We start from the raw sequence: 15,765 nt of genomic DNA, 5'->3' as shown, positions 1-15,765 counted from the left end.
TTATACTCCGTATGGCCGGCGCAGATCGAGCGTCAGCGGAAATTCTGGCGACACGGTTTCCGCCATCAACGGATATTGCCCGGCCGTATGTCCCCATGGTTCGAAACGGGCAAGGCGGCGTGCCTCGGCCTCGTTGCCGTTGACGGGAAAGGTCTCGTAATTGCGACCACCCGGATGAGCAACATGGTAGATGCATCCGCCGATCGATCGTCCCGACCATGTATCATAAATGTCAAAGGTCAAGGGCGAATTGACCGGCAGAACGGGATGCAGGCCGGAAGAGGGCTGCCACGCCTTGAAACGAACACCGGCCACCGCAACGCTTCGGTTTTCCGTCGGAGTTAGCGGAACGGCGCGACCGTTGCACGCCACGGTATAGCGCGCAGGGTTGGAGGTTTCGAGGCGGACCTGCATACGCTCGACGGAGCTGTCGACAAAACGCACGGTTCCCCCGATGGCACCCTGTTCGCCCATAACATGCCAGGGCTCCAGAGCCTGGCGCAATTCCAGCTTCGCGCCTTCGTATTCCACCTCACCAAAGAAGGGGAAACGGAATTCCTGCTGGGCTGTGAACCATTCCGGCTTCAGGTCGAAGCCATTTTCCCTCAGGTCTCCGAGCACGTCCATAAAGTCCGCCCAGATGTAGTGCGGCAGCATGAATCGGTCTGCAAGTGCCGTGCCCCAGCGCACGAATTTGCCGGCGGCGGGGTTTTTCCAGAAACGGGCGATGAGGGCGCGCACCAGCAATTGCTGGGCGAGCGACATGCGCGCATTCGGCGGCATTTCGAAGCCGCGGAACTCCACAAGGCCAAGGCGGCCGGTCGGCCCATCCGGAGAAAACAGCTTGTCGATGCAGATTTCGGCGCGGTGGGTGTTGCCCGTCACATCCGTCAGGAGGTTGCGGAACAGGCGGTCGACCAGCCATGGTAGCGGCGGCGCACCCTGGCCAGGGGCAGGCACCTGCGCCAGCGCGATCTCCAGTTCGTAAAGACTGTCGTGGCGGGCTTCGTCGATGCGGGGCGCCTGACTCGTCGGTCCGATGAACAGGCCGGAGAACAGGTAGGAAAGCGATGGGTGCCGCTGCCAGTGCAAGACAAGGCTTTTCAGAAGGTCGGGACGGCGCAGGAAAGGGCTGTCATTCGGGTTGGCCCCGCCCACGACCACATGGTTGCCACCACCGGTGCCGGTGTGACGGCCATCGATCATGAACTTGTCAGCGCCCAGACGCGTCTGTCGCGCCTCTTCATAGACCGCCGTGGTGATGTCGACACAATCCTTCCAGCTTGCGGCCGGGTGGATGTTTACCTCGATGACGCCGGGATCGGGCGCTACACGGATGACATTGATACGCTCGTCATGCGGCGGAGCATAACCTTCGATATGGACGGGCAGCCCGAGCTCGGCCGCTGCCGCTTCTGCCGCTGCGACCAGTTCCAGATAATCCTCGATGCGTTCGACAGGCGGCATGAAGACGCAGAGCCGTCCATCGCGCGGTTCCACCGACATGGCTGTGCGCACCGCGCCGCCGATTTCACCAAGCGTCTGCTCGATGCGTTCTTGGCCGGATGCCTCATCCGCATGGAAAGACGCTTCCGGCATGGTGCGTCCGGAGGGCTGGAATTTCTCGGGAAGCGGCCCTCGCGGGATCGAGGGGTCAGCTTCATGGATATAAGGATAGGCGGATGGCGGCACATGGGGCAGGGTGCCAAGCGGCAGGCGGTAACCTACCGGGCTATCACCCGGAACGAGGAAAATCTTGCCGCGCCGTGTTTTCCATTTCTCGCTGACCCAGCGTTTGTCTGTGGTGGGCTTGGCGTTCCACGCCTGCACCGGAAGAATATAACCCGTCGGTGTCGTAAGCCCGCGTTCGAACACGCGGGCAAGGCGATTGCGTTCTTCCGGGTCTTTCAGTTTCGAGTTGGACGGATCGACATTTTCGGGAAGACTACCTTCCTTGATGATCCATTCGGCCGGATCCTCATAGGCCGGAAGCACCAGATCCGGCTCCACACCGAGATGAGTGGCGATACCGCTCAGTAGCTTTTGCGCGTCGTCGGCCGCAACACCGGTATTTGCGCCTTCTTCGGCTATCAGCGCAGGGTTCTGCCAGATCGGCAGACCGTCCTTTCGCCAGTAGAGCGAAAATGTCCAACGCGGCAGGCTTTCGCCTGGATACCATTTTCCCTGCCCGTAGTGCAGGAAGCCGCCGGGCGCGAAACGTTCGCGCAGGCGGCGGATCAACACGTCCGCTTTTTCGCGTTTCGTCGGTCCAACCGCGCCGGTGTTCCATTCCTCGGATTCGAAATCGTCGATGGAAACGAAGGTCGGCTCGCCGCCCATGGTCAGCCTGACGTCATGGGCGTTCAGAACCTGATCGACCTTTTCGCCGAGTGCATTGAGGCTCTCCCAGCTCTCATCGGAGAAGGGTTTGGTGATGCGCGGGGTCTCGGCAACGCGCCGAACCTGCATGTCGAAAGCGAATTCCGTATTGGCCTCGCCGAAATAACCGCCGGAAATCGGCGCGGCATTGCGGAAATGCGGCGTTGCCGCCAGCGGAATATGGCTCTCGCCGGTCAAAAGCCCCGAAGTGGGGTCGAGACCGACCCAGCCGGCGCCCGGCATATAGACCTCGGCCCAGGCATGCAGATCGGTGAAATCGACCTCTGTCCCTGACGGGCCATCCAATGCCTTGAGATCCGGTGTCAGCTGGATGAGGTATCCGGACACGAAACGTGCGGCAAGGCCGAGATGTCTCAAGATCTGGACGAACAGCCAGCTGGTGTCGCGGCATGAACCCTTGCCGGAAGCCAGCGTTTCTTCCGGCGTCTGAACACCCGGTTCCATGCGGATGACGTAACCGATTTCCTGCTGCAGACGGGCGTTGAGGCCGACGACCATATCCACCGTCGGTTGTCCGGGTGTGTGGTCCACGGTGGCCATGAAGGCGGAAAGCAGGGGGCCGGTCGGTTCCGGTTTCATGTAGATGGACAGATCTTCCCGCAGCTCCTGCGGATAATCGAACGGCCACTTGGTCGCCTCTTCCTCAACGAAGAAATCGAACGGATTGTAAACCGTCATATCGGCGACAAGATCGACCTCGATCTTGAATTCCGTCGCCGGCTCGGGAAAAACGAAACGGGCGAGATAATTGCCGTATGGGTCCTGTTGAAGGTTCACGAAATGATTGGACGGTGAAACCTTGAGAGAATGGCTGATAACATGGGTTCTGGAGTGCGAGGCGGGCTTCAATCTTATGATTTGCGGTCCAAGGCGAACCGGATTGTCGTATTTATAATGCGTCAGATGATAGATGCTCGCTTTGATCGCCATTAATCTGCCTTGCCCGGTTTTCCGGTTTATGCGGTTTGTCCGCCCCTCTGAAATTATTTGGATTTTGTGCAATGCAGGAAAAGAAAGCAAGGATCATTTCCGGAGGCAACCGCATTGTTGGCCGAGGCGCCGATGTTTGCCGGCGCGAAGAATTGCCGCGGCTTTTTAATTGTCTCCCTGAGGATTTCTCCGCGGTTGTGGACAAGGTCGAACGGCGTGTTATTGCTGGGCATCGCAAGGTGCAGGATCGCAAACCGCTTTCTTTGCCGACTGACGTTTCGGAATGGAATGAATGGCAACAACGGTGACCGACGATCAGCGCAAGAGTGCGGCGAACCTTTCGGGCTTCGATCTCGATTTTCGTTCGCAACTGCGCATGATGGGCAATGCCTTCTGGACGTCGCCGGTTCGCAACCGGCTGATATTGCTGTCGATTGCCCTGCTCACGGTGATATTGCTCACCGCTTACGGGCAGATCAGGCTCAATGAGTGGAACGCGCCGTTTTACAATGCGCTGGAGCGGCGCGATCTTGACGCCTTCCTCCACCAGCTCGAAGTCTTCGCGATCATTGCCGGGCTGTTGTTGCTTCTCAATGTCATTCAGACCTGGCTTAACCAGATGACGGCGCTGAACATGCGCGAGGGTCTGGCCAAGGATATGGTGGACCAGTGGCTGAAACCGGGGCGCGCCGCCCGCCTTGCCGGTTTCGGCACGATTGCGATCAATCCGGACCAGCGTTTGCACGACGATGTCCGCAACCTTGCGGAAAGCAGCACGGCGCTTTCCATCGGTCTTGTGAATGCGACGATCCTGCTCATCAGCTTCATCGGCGTTCTGTGGACATTGTCGGCAGGCTTTTCCATCACGATCAACGGCGATCCGGTCGCGATTCCCGGATACATGGTCTGGGCGGCGATCCTTTATGCGGGCTCGGCGTCCCTGCTCAGCAACCTTGTCGGCTATCGTCTGGTCGGCCTGAATGCTGAACGTTATTCAAAAGAGGCCGAACTACGCTTTTCCCTGATGCGGGCCAGCGAAAATCTGGCGGCGATTGCGCTTGCGCGTGGTGAAAAAAACGAGCGGCGGCGGATCGGCGTCGATATCGATGCCGTGCTCGGCGTAATCCGCGGGCTCGCTTTAGCAATGACGCATCTGACCTGGGTGTCGTCGGGCTACGGCTGGTTGGCGGTTGTGGCGCCCATTCTTATCGCAGCGCCGGTCTATTTTTCCGGCAACCTCACCTTCGGCGGGCTGATGATGGCCGTCGGCGCCTTCAACCAGGTCAATACCGCACTTCGCTGGTATATCGACAATTTCGGGCCGATTGCCAGCTGGAAGGCGACGTTGCAGCGTGTTTCTGTGTTCCGCAACGCTCTGATCCAGATGGACAGCGTTGAACAGCACGGCCTCGCAATCGATCTTCAACGGAGTGCCGACAACGAAAAAATCCGCCTTCGGTCGGTGACTATCTGCCGTGATGCGGGCGGGCAGGATCTGGAGCGTGGTTTCCGGCTGCGTGAGGCCGAGGTTGAAATCGGGCGGGGTGATCGTCTGATGATCAATGGCGAACAGGGCGTGAACCGGCGGCTGCTGTTTGCCGCCATGGCCGGCCTGTGGCCATGGGGGCAGGGCAGGATAGAAATGCCCGAACAGTCCGACACGCTTTTCATTGCCCAGCACGGCTATTTGCCAACAGGTACGCTGCGCGAAATTCTGGCCTATCCACGCGCGCCCCAGCGGTTTGCGGAGGCAGACTATGTCGCGGCGCTGACCGCGTGCGGTCTCGGTGAAATGGCGCCCCGGCTTGATGAACACATTCGCTGGGACAAGAAGCTGGATTCGGATGAACAGGCCAGCATCAGGATCGCCAATGCCCTGTTGTTGAAGCCGAAATTCATCGTCATCGACGATTTGCTGGAAGGGCTGGAAAAACAGACACAGGATACGCTGGCGGAGGTTTTGAATGGGATCGACGGCGTAGCGATTATCTATATCGGCAGATCAGAGACATTTTTGTCGGTTCTTACCCCGGCTTTGGCCCATCTGGACCATGCCCCCATGAAGGAAAATACCGTAAAGCCGGATATCGCTCCAAAATAAGCCGCCGGGTTATGCTGCTGTTGACATTATCGTGCGGATCAAAGCCGCAAATGCCATTTTTCGAGGTCCAGCCGTTGCTGTTTGGCAAGGCTTATGGTGCCGTCCGGCTCCATCTGCGAGCGCAGAACAAAGGTGCCGGTCGCCAGGCTGATGGCAATGACGCTGGCAACCGCGAGAATGATACGGTCGTAGCGCTGCTGTATCTTATTGTTTCCACTCCAGTCATAGGCCATTCGCACGCCCTCGCGGTTTTTTGGAATCGTGCCGCATCATGGTTAACCGAAGCTTACGATGGCTTCGTGATTCCTTGCTGTTTTGGAAGGGCTGCCGCGAAAAATCGGCTATTGGCTGAGGGGGCGCGGTTGTTTAAATCCGGCGGCGGGAGGTTCTTGAAAGGAATTTGATATGGAACAGCAACCGCCCGCCGATATGGAACTCACGCTCAGAACGCTTGCCATGCCGGCTGACGCCAATCCGGCCGGCGACATTTTCGGCGGTTGGGTGATGTCGCAGATGGACCTTGCCGCCTTCGTCCGCGCCAATGATGTGGCAGGCGGGCGTACCGTCACAGTGGCGGTTCATGAAATCGTCTTCAAGAAACCGGTCAAGATCGGCGATACATTGTGTGTCTATACCAGGATCGAAAAGGTTGGGCGCACCTCCGTCACGCTCAAGATCGAGGCCTGGACCCGCAGGCACTATCAGGATTCCCGGGAAAAGGTTACGGAGGCCGTCTTCATCATGGTAGCGGTGGATGACAACGGCGAGCCGCGCCCTGTGCGCAAAGAGGCGTAAGGCGCTTGCCTTCGAAGCAAACTTCCGACCGTTCGCAGGCAGCCGAAAGAGCATGAGGCTCTTCGGCTCCGCCAATTCGATCTCCGAACGCGCAATACTTTAGAAATATCCAATTTATTTATCAATTTTTGCGATCAAGGTATGGAATAGGGCGGGGATCAGGCTGTGACCATTCCAGGTGTTGTTATTGTTGGTGGCGCTCACGGCACGCTTGCCCTTGCCCGCAGCCTTGGCGCCCTTGATGTGCCTGTGCACTATATCACCCATGATTCACCGCTGCCGGGCTGGTCGCGTTTCGTGAAGAATACGATCCGCTGGTCCTGTCCTCTTGATGCAGGGGCGATGGCGTTTTTACGCGATATGGCAGAGAAGCATCATCTGAAAGGGTGTCTTCTGGTGCCATCAGGGGATGGCGAGGTTCAGCTCGTTTCACAACATCGCGATGAGCTTTCCGCCCTTTACAAAATCGTCCTGCCTGATTGGTCCTCCCTTCAATGGTTGTGCGAGAAACCGCTGCTCTACAAACGCGCGGCGGAACTCGGTGTCAGCTTCCCCCGGACCTATGCCATAGCCTCGTCCGATGACGCCGATGCGCTGGACGTGACGTTTCCCGTTATCCTGAAGCCGAATATGGGCGGGGGCGATACCGCGATTTCCCGGGCGAAGGTTATCCGCGCCGATGACAGGCAAGCGCTGAAAGCCGCTTTTGCCGCTGCGAGCGGCGAGATCGGCGCGGGCAATGTCGTCGTGCAGGAGCTCATTCCCGGCGGGGGAGAAAGCCAGTTTTCCTATGCGGCGCTCTGGCGCGATGGCAAGCCTGTTGCAGAATTCACCGCCCGGCGCCTACGTCAGTATCCCGTCGATTTTGGTTACACCAGCACCTGTGTCGAGGTTGTCGACAACCCTCAAGCGATCGATGCGGCAAGGAAAATATTGAAATCGGCCGGTCACAGCGGGTTGGTCGAGGTGGAGTTCAAGCGGGATGGCAGGGATGGATCGCTGAAACTTCTCGATGTCAATCCGCGCCCATGGTCGTGGTTTGGCCTGTGTTCAGCGGCCGGCATCGATCTCGGCGCGCTGCTGTGGCAGGTTGCCAACGACATGCCGACCGGCCAGATGCTCGATGCGCGGCAAGGTGTGTCATGGTCCTATCTTGTCCGTGATGCCATTGCCGCATTGACGTTAAATCGACGGGGACAGGCGGGAATTGGGGACTATGTCGCCTCTCTGCGCACAATCCGCAGCTGGGCGGCATTTGCGGCGAACGATCCTTTGCCGGGCCTTATCGACCTGCCGCTCACGGTCTGGAGAGTCATCAAAAAACGGGTTCTGCCCGGTTTGAAGTTGCGGTAATCGGTAATGGTGTTCTTGCGGTCGGTAAAACGCTCTCTGAAATATGGGGTCATAAGGGCGGGGCTGGAGATAGCTTCCCTGCCGGCGGTTCGTGCGGCTTTTCCGGCTCTTGCCGGGCGTGGCGTGATCTTCACGCTGCACCATGTTCGTCCTGACGAGGAAGCCTCAGCTTTTGCGCCGAATGCACACTTGTCGATCACGCCACAATTTCTGGAAGAGGCGATAGAGGCGGCGCTCGAATGTGGTCTCGTTCCCGTTCATCTACACGATCTGCCGGGCCTACTCGCCGATAATTCCGAGAAACGGTCGTTCTGCGCTTTCACGCTTGATGACGGCTATCGCAACAATGCCGAATATGCTGCACCGATTTTCCAGAAATATGCTGTTCCCTATACGATTTTCATCACGCCGGGTTTTGTGGAGCGGACGCGTAGCGTGTGGTGGGAAACCACTGCCGCGCTGACGCAGAAAGCCACGTCCTTTGAATTCGATTTCGGGACAGGGCCGGAGGAGATTAAATCCGGCAGCCTTCCACAAAAAGCGGAAGCCTTTGCGCGTCTGGAAAACTTCGTCCAGATATTCGCGGAGGACGAGGCGGTGGAGAGGATCGACCGTGTCGCGGGGCAACATGGTATCGATCCGATCGCGATCGTGGAAAAACTCGTTATGGATGCGGCCGAACTCAAGGCGCTGTCGAGCGATCCCCTGGTCCATCTCGGCGCGCATACCATGATGCATGTGAACATGCGCAAGATCGATGCGGCGCGTCTGGCCTACGAAATCGAGGAATCGACAAGACGGGTGGAGACCTATGTCGGCCGTCGGCCGAGGTCCTTTTCCTATCCCTATGGCTGGATAAAGGCCGTGGGAGAACGCGAAGCGAAAGCGGTGTTTGATGCGGGATTTCCCGTAGCTGTTACCACGCAGGCCGGTGTTCTTGGGGCCCATAGCCTTGAAAAGCCGATGCTGTTGCCGCGCGTTTCGCTGAACGGCCGCTTTCAGAAAAAGCGCTTTGTCAAAGCGCTCATCTCAGGCCTGCCTTTCCGCTTCGTCTAGCGATCAACCTCTCCCTGCCATCTTTCGCCGATGACGACGACATGTGTCGGTGCGGCTAATCGAGCTGTCGTGTTATTTTTGTTATTCACATCCATTTATCTATTGATTATAAATAAATTTATCGAAGGAAAACATTACAACTTTTCTTAAGGTTTCGCCCGTGCTGTTGATTTTTTCCGATGACCTGACCGGTGCGCTTGATGCGGCCGCCCCCTTCGCCGGGCGTGGGCTTTCGACTGAAGTTGCGATTGGTCTTGACGGCGTCCGTGCAGCGGTGGCCGATGCGCCGGCCGTCCTCAGCGTCAATCTGGGTTGTCGGGATGGCAAGGCGGATGAAGCCCGCCGCCGCACGCAGGAACTGATGGCACTGGTTCCGGCGGATACAATTCTGTTCAAGAAGATCGATTCCCGCCTGAAAGGACATATCGCCGCGGAAATGGATGCTGTTTCCTATCGGCATGCGCTTGTAGCGCCAGCCATTCCGGATTTTGGACGCATCGTCGTAGACGGTTCCGTGTCCGGCTTTGGCGTTGACGGCACGATTTCGGTTCATGAAAGACTGGGCGGTCACGCCAGCCGCTGCGCAATCCCAGACACCCTATCGCATGCGGACATCAGGGAGGCTTTGCTTGCCGGGCGCGCAAACGGGGTTGATCTTCTGGTGGGCGCGCGAGGGCTGGCCGAGGCGCTGGCCGAAATGATGACAGCGCAGGCAGTGCCCGAAGCGGCATCTATTCCCGCGGGTAAGGGGCTTTTCGTCATAGGTTCGCGCGACCCGATCACCGTTGAACAAATTGAAATCCTTAAAGGAACGGGGTTGGTATCGGTCACCGATGCACCCAATGGCGTCGTGCCCTTTCACGCGCATGCTCGTTCCAGCCTGACGCTCGTTTACGCGACGCAAGGGGCGGAAGATCTTTCCCCGCTCGAGGTTTCAGACCAGCTGGCGTATGGCGTCGTGCCGCTTTTCACCACCGGGACCGACACGTTGCTTTTGTCCGGCGGCGCCACGGCCGAAGCGGTGCTGCTTGCCATGGGGGTATCGCGTCTGCGCCTTGCCGGCGAGTGCCTGCCCGGTCTTGGTGTCGGCTGGTCCGGCGACCAATGTATCATTGCGAAGTCAGGTGGTTTTGGGCAAGCTGACACGTTGAAACGGATTGCGAAAATGATGCTCGGCGAAAATGACGCTGGAGAAAGCTGACCAGATGGGGCTGATGAAAGAAACGGCGCGCAAGGCACTTCCGGACATTATTTTCGAGAGAATGCACCGGGCGATCAAATCCGGCGCCTACAAGCCGGATGAACGGCTTCCGACCGAACATGAACTCGCCATGGAATTCGAAGTGTCGCGACCGGTGGTCCGCGAGGCGCTTCGGCGGCTGCGCGAACAGGGGTTCATCTATTCGCGAAGGGGTTCCGGCAGCTATGTGCGGGCATTCGGCCTGCGCGAGCCGCTGGGCTTCGGCCAGCTCGAAAATGTCGCTGACCTGCTGAACTGTTATGAATTCAGGCTGACTCTGGAGCCGGCAGCTGCGGCGGCGGCGGCCTTGCGGCATGATGGCGAGAGGCTCGTCGCAATCAAAAAGGCGCTCGAGCTGATGCGGGACGCCACCAATCGCCAGTCCCACCGTGAGGATGCCGATTATCAGTTCCACCTTGCCATCGCGCGGGCGGCACGGAATAGCTATTTCTCGACTGCGATGGAGGCTCTCAAGGACCACATTGCGGTGGGAATGAAGTTTCACGGCATGTCGGTGAAGCGCGAGGCATCCGGCCTTACCCGCGTGTTTGCCGAGCACGAGGCGATTGCGGTGGCGATTGCCGAAGGAGATGCCGAGGCCGCGCGGCGGCTGATGCACGACCATCTGACGGGATCACGTGACCGCCTCTTCGAGTCTTCGCATACGGATTGAGGGAAGTGACGGCGAGCCGGTGCGCGCGATAGCGCACCGGACTTTCGATTAGAAAGCGCGGCGGTAAATGCCGAGCACGTCATCAAGGCTCATATCGACGGGATTGTTGTCCATCAGCCGGCGGATTGCGTGAGCGTCTTGCGCATAACGGGGAAGGTCGGTTTCGCTTGCCCCGTGCCGCGCAAGGGACATTTCAATGCCGAGGCCGGCGCAGAAATCTGTCGCTGCCTTGCGAAGATCATCGGATGAAAGATGCTCGCGAAGCCCAAGCGCTCCGGCCACCTCTGCCGTCTTTGCCGAAACCGCGTGCTGGTTGAAAGCCAGAACATGCGGGAAGACGATAGCGTTTGCCAGCCCGTGCGGCAGGTTGAGAAGCGTGCCGAGCGGATAGGCGATGGCGTGACCCGCCGCCGTATTGACCGGGCCAAGGCAGATGCCGCCATAGTAGGAGGCGAGCATCATTCCTTCGCGGGCTTCGGTATCCGCGCCGTCGCGAACGGCGCGCGCCAGATATTTGCCCACCAGCGAAAAGCCCATGCGGGCAAAACCGTCGATCATCGGATGCGCCTTGCGATTGGTGAAAGCCTCCACGCAATGCGCCATGGCATCCACCCCCGTCGCCGCTGTCACGGCTGATGGCACGGAATAGGTGAGTTCCGGATCGAGCACCGCGAAATCGGCAATCAGATGAGGGCTTTCGACCGCGACCTTGCTGCCCTTGACGGGATCGGTGATGAGCGAGCGAATCCCGGCTTCCGAGCCGGTTCCGGCGGTGGTGGCAATCTGGACGAGCCTGGTGTCGCGCCCTGCGACCCTGTTCGGTCCTGCCACATCCTCAAGCATCTGGCTGGAATTCCAGAGTGCGGCGACGAGTTTCGCCACATCCATCACTGAGCCACCGCCGAGGCCGATGACGAGATCGGGTTTGGCGGCGCGCGCTGCGGCCAGTGCTGCATCGAGCGTCCCTGTGTCCGGTTCGCCGGGAATGGCGTCAAAGACAGTGAACGGACCCTGCAATTGCAGCCGGTCGGCAAATTTCGCTGTCAGCGGCGTGGCGATCACCAGGGTCGAAGCGGTTTTGACGGCCCAGGCGCCGACCTGAGAAATGGTGCCGGCGCCAACGGCAAGCCTGCGCGGCTGATGGATGAGAATGGAGGCTGTGGACATGGTGTTCATCCTCTTGCGCCCTTGCCCGCCACGAGCTTGCGCGCATAGGCTATGGCCTCATTCATGTTGCCGTGATTAGCGATGCCTTTGCCGGCGATGTCGAAGGCCGTTCCATGATCGACCGAAGTGCGATCAATCGGCAGATCGACCGAGACATTGACGGCGGTATCGAAGGCGACGAGCTTGATCGGGATATGGCCCTGATCGTGATATTGCGCGACGACCAGATCGAAAGTGCCCGAATAGGCGCGGTGGAACACGGTATCGGCGGAGATCGGCCCGTGTACCTCGATGCCTTCAGCGCGCGCGGCGGCAACCGCTGGCGCAATCTGGTCATCATCCTCGGTGCCGAACAGACCGTTTTCGCCGCAATGCGGATTGATACCGGCAACCGCGATGCGCGGCCGCTCGTAACCGATGCGCTTTAAATGAGCATTGCCAGCGCGGATGGTCGCCAGCACCCGCTCCGTCGTTGCCCGGCGAATGGCTTCCTGCAGGGACACGTGGGTCGAGACGTGAATGACCTTCAGCCGCTCGGAGGCAAGCAACATATAGGCGGCTGAAGAACCGGTCAGGCTGCGCAGCATGCCGGTGTGGCCGTCATAATGGTGGCCCGCAAGATTGAGGGCTTCCTTGTTAATCGGAGCAGTGACGATGCAGCCGATTGCGCCCGCTTCGGCATCCCGCACCGCTTTTTCAATGAAACGGAAAGCGGCGTCTCCGGCAACCGGCGACAGCGTGCCCCATGGCAGCGGCGCACCCTCCACCGGCAGATCGACCACATTCCGAGTAAGATCGATGTCGATGCCAAGCGCACCCCGCGCCGCTTCCAGCGTGGCAAGGTTGCCATAAATCCGCGTTGCTTCCCTATCCGGGGCGTACATTTCCGCAAGCGCGCGGACGGTGATTTCCGGGCCGACGCCGCAGGGGTCACCCATGGTGATACCAATGATGTTGCTCATCCGATTCTCCCGTCCTTGGCGTCTGCCCAGCCGGGCGCCAGCCGGACATATTTGATTGCGCGGCGATGATAGGTGTAGCTTGCGTGCAGGGTACCGTCCGCTGCCTCCAGAAGCCATGGATAGGACATTTCCAGATTGCGGCCGTTGGTCGAATCGTTGGACAGGCAGGTGCCCTGCCCCTCCTCGATCAAAATCCGGGTAGGAAAGCTGCGGCCGTCGTCATCGGACAGGCAGATGGAAACCGGCGCGCGTGGCACGCCCCATATGGGCACACATCCACCGCTCGGATCGGCATCCGGTCTGTCGTCTTCCTCGCCCAGTTCGTCATAAAGCGAGGCGCGGCGGTCGCTGGATTGCGCGGCGTTGACGGGGTTGCAGATCATCGCCAGCCTGCCGTCTGCGAGCCTGATCGCGGCGATGGAGGAATTATTGTTCGGTACGTCGGTCGGCAGCGGTTCTGTCCATGAGCGACCGCCATCTGTGCTTTCCGTGCGGTAAACGAAATCGGCCTGACGGCGGCGAAAAAAAGCGGAGTAGCGCCCATTCGCGCCTGCAACCGGGCTCATATGAACGCAGCCGGTCGAGCCCGCCAGCTCCTGCAATTGCCAAGTGAGGCCGTTATCTTTCGATATGCCGAGTGCTGCGTTATCGTGGCTGCCGTTCCATTTCTGGCCGGGGCGTTGGACGCAGCGGAAGATCGGCAGAAGCCATGCGCCGTCATCGCGGATGCGAAGTGGCGCACGGATGAAGCAGCCTTTCGGAAGATCGAGAAAACGGCCATCTTCGGCGGACAGCTTTTCCGGCGTTGCCGGGTCGTGGACGACCCGCGCCATGCGGATGCGGCATTCGTCCTGATTGCCGGAGGGCTGGGCGGTGTGAAACAGCCAGAGAGTGCCATCAGGTGCGGTGAAAATAACCGGGTTCTGTTCGGAATGGGCGGGATCGTTGCTCAGGCGCTGCGGTGCTCCCCACCGGCTCGCGCCGGGTGTGAGCGCTGACGCGAAGATCGAAATATCCGATTTTCCCTCCAGCGTTCCGCCAAACCAGGCGCACAGCAGGGTGCCGTCCTGCAGAAGGTGCAGGAAGCTCGCATGGTTCTGGATCATCGGCGATGGCAGGAACGCTTCGTGCCGGTTTTCCGAAACGGCATGGATGGCTCCGGTCATGGCGTGAGCAATGTCATCAGGGGTCATCGTGGTCTCCTCTTGGTCTGATGAAAATGACATATTCAAAAAGTTGTCAAGTTTATTTAAGACAAAAGGAGGCCCTAAAATTTTTGATGACTTAACATAAATATATGTTTTATAATGATAAAACTTCTGTACTGGGTCTCAATAAAAAATCCTTCTGAAAAATAATTTGACAAAAAATGTGATAGCGTCGATGCTTTGATAACGGGTGGAGGAGACGATCATCCGCACGCCATGCTCCTCAATGCAGGAGACGGGGCTTTTGAATGCCTCTTGCGGCACGCCGCCATGTTGCTGAATTTCTGATCTGGGAGGAGAACGGAATGAAGAAGTCATTGATTGCGGGCGCCCTTGTTATGGGTTGCCTTAGCGCCGCGGTTTCGCCGGCGCTTGCGGCGTCGGGGCCGATCAAGATCGTGCTGGCGGAAGAGGCTGACCTGCTGGAGCCTTGCATGGCGACCCGCTCCAATATTGGTCGTATCATCATGGAAAATGTCAGCGAGACGCTGACCGAGCTTGATGTGCGCGGCAAGAACGGCGTGCAGCCGCGCCTCGCTGAAAAATGGGAGCAGAACGCGGATGGCAGCTGGCGTTTCCACCTGCGTGAAGGCGTGAAGTTTTCCGACGGCACGGGTTTCGATGCCAAGGATGTCAAGCATAGCTTCGAACGCATCATGAGCGACAAGAATGCATGCGAATCCCGTCGTTACTTCGGCGGTATGACCGTCACCCCCACGATTGTCGATGACCATACGATCGACTTCAAGACAGAGCCGGCCCAGCCCATTCTGCCGCTCCTGATGTCGCTCGTCACCATCGTGCCCGAAGAAACCAAGATGGAATTTATCCGCGAGCCTGTTGGCACCGGTCCTTACAAGCTGACCAACTGGACACCGGGCCAGCAGATTGTTTTGACTGCACGTGACGACTATTGGGGCGCCAAGCCGCAGGTGACGGAAGCGACCTATCTTTTCCGCGCTGATCCCTCGGTTCGCGCCGCCATGGTGCAGACCGGCGAAGCCGATCTTTCACCCTCCATTTCGCAGCTCGACGCGACAAACCCGAAGACCGACTTTTCCTATCTCGACAGCGAGACGGTCTACATGCGCCTCGACCACAACATCGCGCCGCTGAATGACGTGCGGGTGCGCCGTGCACTCAACCTCGCCATCGACCGGCAGGCTTTCCTCGGCACGCTGGTTCCCGAAGGTGCTGTGCTGGCCACCGCACTCGTTCCGCCGACCACGCTCGGCTGGAACCCTGATGTCAAGGTTTTCCCCTACGACCCTGATAGCGCGAAGAAGTTGCTGGAGGAGGCAAAAGCTGCTGGTGTGAAGGTGGATACGCCGATCACCATCATCGCGCGCACTGCGAACTTCCCTAATGTCACCGAGATCATGGAGGCGATCCAGCAGCAATTGCAGGAAGTCGGCTTCAAGATCGACCTCAAATTCGTGGAAGTGGCCGAGCACGAAAGCTATTATTCCAAGCCCTTCAAGGAAGGCCGGGGACCGCAGATCGTCGCTGCCATGCACGACAATTCCAAGGGTGATCCGTCCTTCACCATGTTCTTCAAATATGCCACCAAGGGCACGCAATCCGGTTTCTCGGACCCCAAGGTGGATGACTTGATCGAACGAGCATCCGCAGCCGTCGGCGATGAACGCGCCAAGCTCTGGTCCGAGCTCATCGCCTACCTGCATGACGATGTCGTGGCGGATGTGCTGCTGTTCCACATGGTTGGCTTCTCACGCGTCTCCGAACGGCTGGACTTCAAGCCCACCATCGCCACCAATTCGATGCTGCAGCTTTCGGAAATCGGCATCAAGTAAGCCGGTATTTCATCTGCCAAAGAGCGGCGGCGGAGCTTTAGCTTCGCCGTCGTGCTGAACACCGGA

At 58.9% G+C, this 15,765-nt stretch carries 13 protein-coding genes; 8 read left to right on the top strand and 5 right to left on the bottom strand.

What is annotated here, in order from left to right:
* A complete protein-coding gene (locus ACQZ45_RS13865) occupies nt 1–3,330 on the bottom strand; it encodes a transglutaminase family protein (protein ID WP_003511533.1) in 3,330 nt (1,109 codons plus the stop codon).
* A gap of 71 nt (nt 3,331–3,401) precedes the next feature.
* On the opposite strand from ACQZ45_RS13865, the gene ACQZ45_RS13860 reads away from it, so the two are divergent.
* Nucleotides 3,402–3,638 (top strand): hypothetical protein, encoded by a 237-nt coding sequence (locus tag ACQZ45_RS13860; protein ID WP_025595329.1) that lies wholly within the window; start codon nt 3,402–3,404, stop codon nt 3,636–3,638.
* On the top strand, nt 3,623–5,431 hold the full coding sequence (locus ACQZ45_RS13855) for an ABC transporter ATP-binding protein/permease (RefSeq protein WP_025595330.1): 1,809 nt from the start codon (nt 3,623–3,625) through the stop codon (nt 5,429–5,431). The genes ACQZ45_RS13860 and ACQZ45_RS13855 overlap by 16 nt, the downstream gene beginning before the upstream one ends.
* 38 nt (nt 5,432–5,469) lie before the next feature.
* On the opposite strand, the gene ACQZ45_RS13850 is transcribed toward ACQZ45_RS13855, so the two are convergent.
* Nucleotides 5,470–5,664 carry a hypothetical protein gene (locus tag ACQZ45_RS13850; protein WP_013761913.1) on the bottom strand — a complete coding sequence of 65 codons (195 nt, stop codon included), beginning with the start codon at nt 5,662–5,664 and terminating at the stop codon, nt 5,470–5,472.
* 172 nt (nt 5,665–5,836) lie between these two features.
* Here ACQZ45_RS13850 and ACQZ45_RS13845 point away from each other — a divergent pair, with 172 nt between their 5' ends.
* The 5 genes from ACQZ45_RS13845 to ACQZ45_RS13825 all read left to right on the top strand — a co-directional run bounded on the left by ACQZ45_RS13845 (nt 5,837) and on the right by ACQZ45_RS13825 (nt 10,548).
* The gene (locus ACQZ45_RS13845; protein WP_025595331.1) at nt 5,837–6,226 is read left to right on the top strand and encodes an acyl-CoA thioesterase; all 390 of its coding nucleotides are present in this window, start codon (nt 5,837–5,839) and stop codon (nt 6,224–6,226) included.
* 165 nt (nt 6,227–6,391) lie between these two features.
* Nucleotides 6,392–7,579: a carboxylate--amine ligase gene (locus ACQZ45_RS13840; RefSeq protein ID WP_448742294.1), complete on the top strand. Its 1,188-nt coding sequence runs from the start codon at nt 6,392–6,394 to the stop codon at nt 7,577–7,579.
* 6 nt (nt 7,580–7,585) lie between these two features.
* A complete protein-coding gene (locus ACQZ45_RS13835; RefSeq protein WP_025595333.1) occupies nt 7,586–8,635 on the top strand; it encodes a polysaccharide deacetylase family protein in 1,050 nt (349 codons plus the stop codon).
* Between the two features lie 160 nt (nt 8,636–8,795).
* A complete protein-coding gene (locus ACQZ45_RS13830) occupies nt 8,796–9,836 on the top strand; it encodes a four-carbon acid sugar kinase family protein (protein WP_025595334.1) in 1,041 nt (346 codons plus the stop codon).
* A gap of 4 nt (nt 9,837–9,840) precedes the next feature.
* Entirely contained in the window at nt 9,841–10,548 is a 708-nt protein-coding gene (locus tag ACQZ45_RS13825; protein ID WP_003511522.1) for a FadR/GntR family transcriptional regulator, read from the top strand.
* Nucleotides 10,549–10,596: 48 nt separating this feature from the next.
* Here the strand turns inward: ACQZ45_RS13825 and ACQZ45_RS13820 are convergent, their stop codons facing one another.
* The 3 genes from ACQZ45_RS13820 to ACQZ45_RS13810 are packed head-to-tail and all read right to left on the bottom strand — an operon-like array spanning nt 10,597 to nt 13,870.
* Nucleotides 10,597–11,724, bottom strand: coding sequence for an iron-containing alcohol dehydrogenase (locus ACQZ45_RS13820; RefSeq protein ID WP_025595335.1), 1,128 nt, complete (start codon nt 11,722–11,724; stop codon nt 10,597–10,599).
* Nucleotides 11,721–12,677, bottom strand: coding sequence for a 4-hydroxythreonine-4-phosphate dehydrogenase PdxA (gene pdxA, locus ACQZ45_RS13815; protein ID WP_025595336.1), 957 nt, complete (start codon nt 12,675–12,677; stop codon nt 11,721–11,723). Before pdxA ends, ACQZ45_RS13820 begins: the two co-directional genes overlap by 4 nt.
* Nucleotides 12,674–13,870: a sialidase family protein gene (locus tag ACQZ45_RS13810; RefSeq protein WP_025595337.1), complete on the bottom strand. Its 1,197-nt coding sequence runs from the start codon at nt 13,868–13,870 to the stop codon at nt 12,674–12,676. Before ACQZ45_RS13810 ends, pdxA begins: the two co-directional genes overlap by 4 nt.
* A gap of 320 nt (nt 13,871–14,190) precedes the next feature.
* Here ACQZ45_RS13810 and ACQZ45_RS13805 point away from each other — a divergent pair, with 320 nt between their 5' ends.
* Nucleotides 14,191–15,699, top strand: coding sequence for an ABC transporter substrate-binding protein (locus tag ACQZ45_RS13805; protein ID WP_025595338.1), 1,509 nt, complete (start codon nt 14,191–14,193; stop codon nt 15,697–15,699).
* Nucleotides 15,700–15,765: the final 66 nt, after the last annotated feature.

It is taken from the genome of Agrobacterium sp. 16-2014-1-2a (genome assembly GCF_053522705.1).
This window is presented reverse-complemented; position numbering and strand designations above follow the sequence as displayed.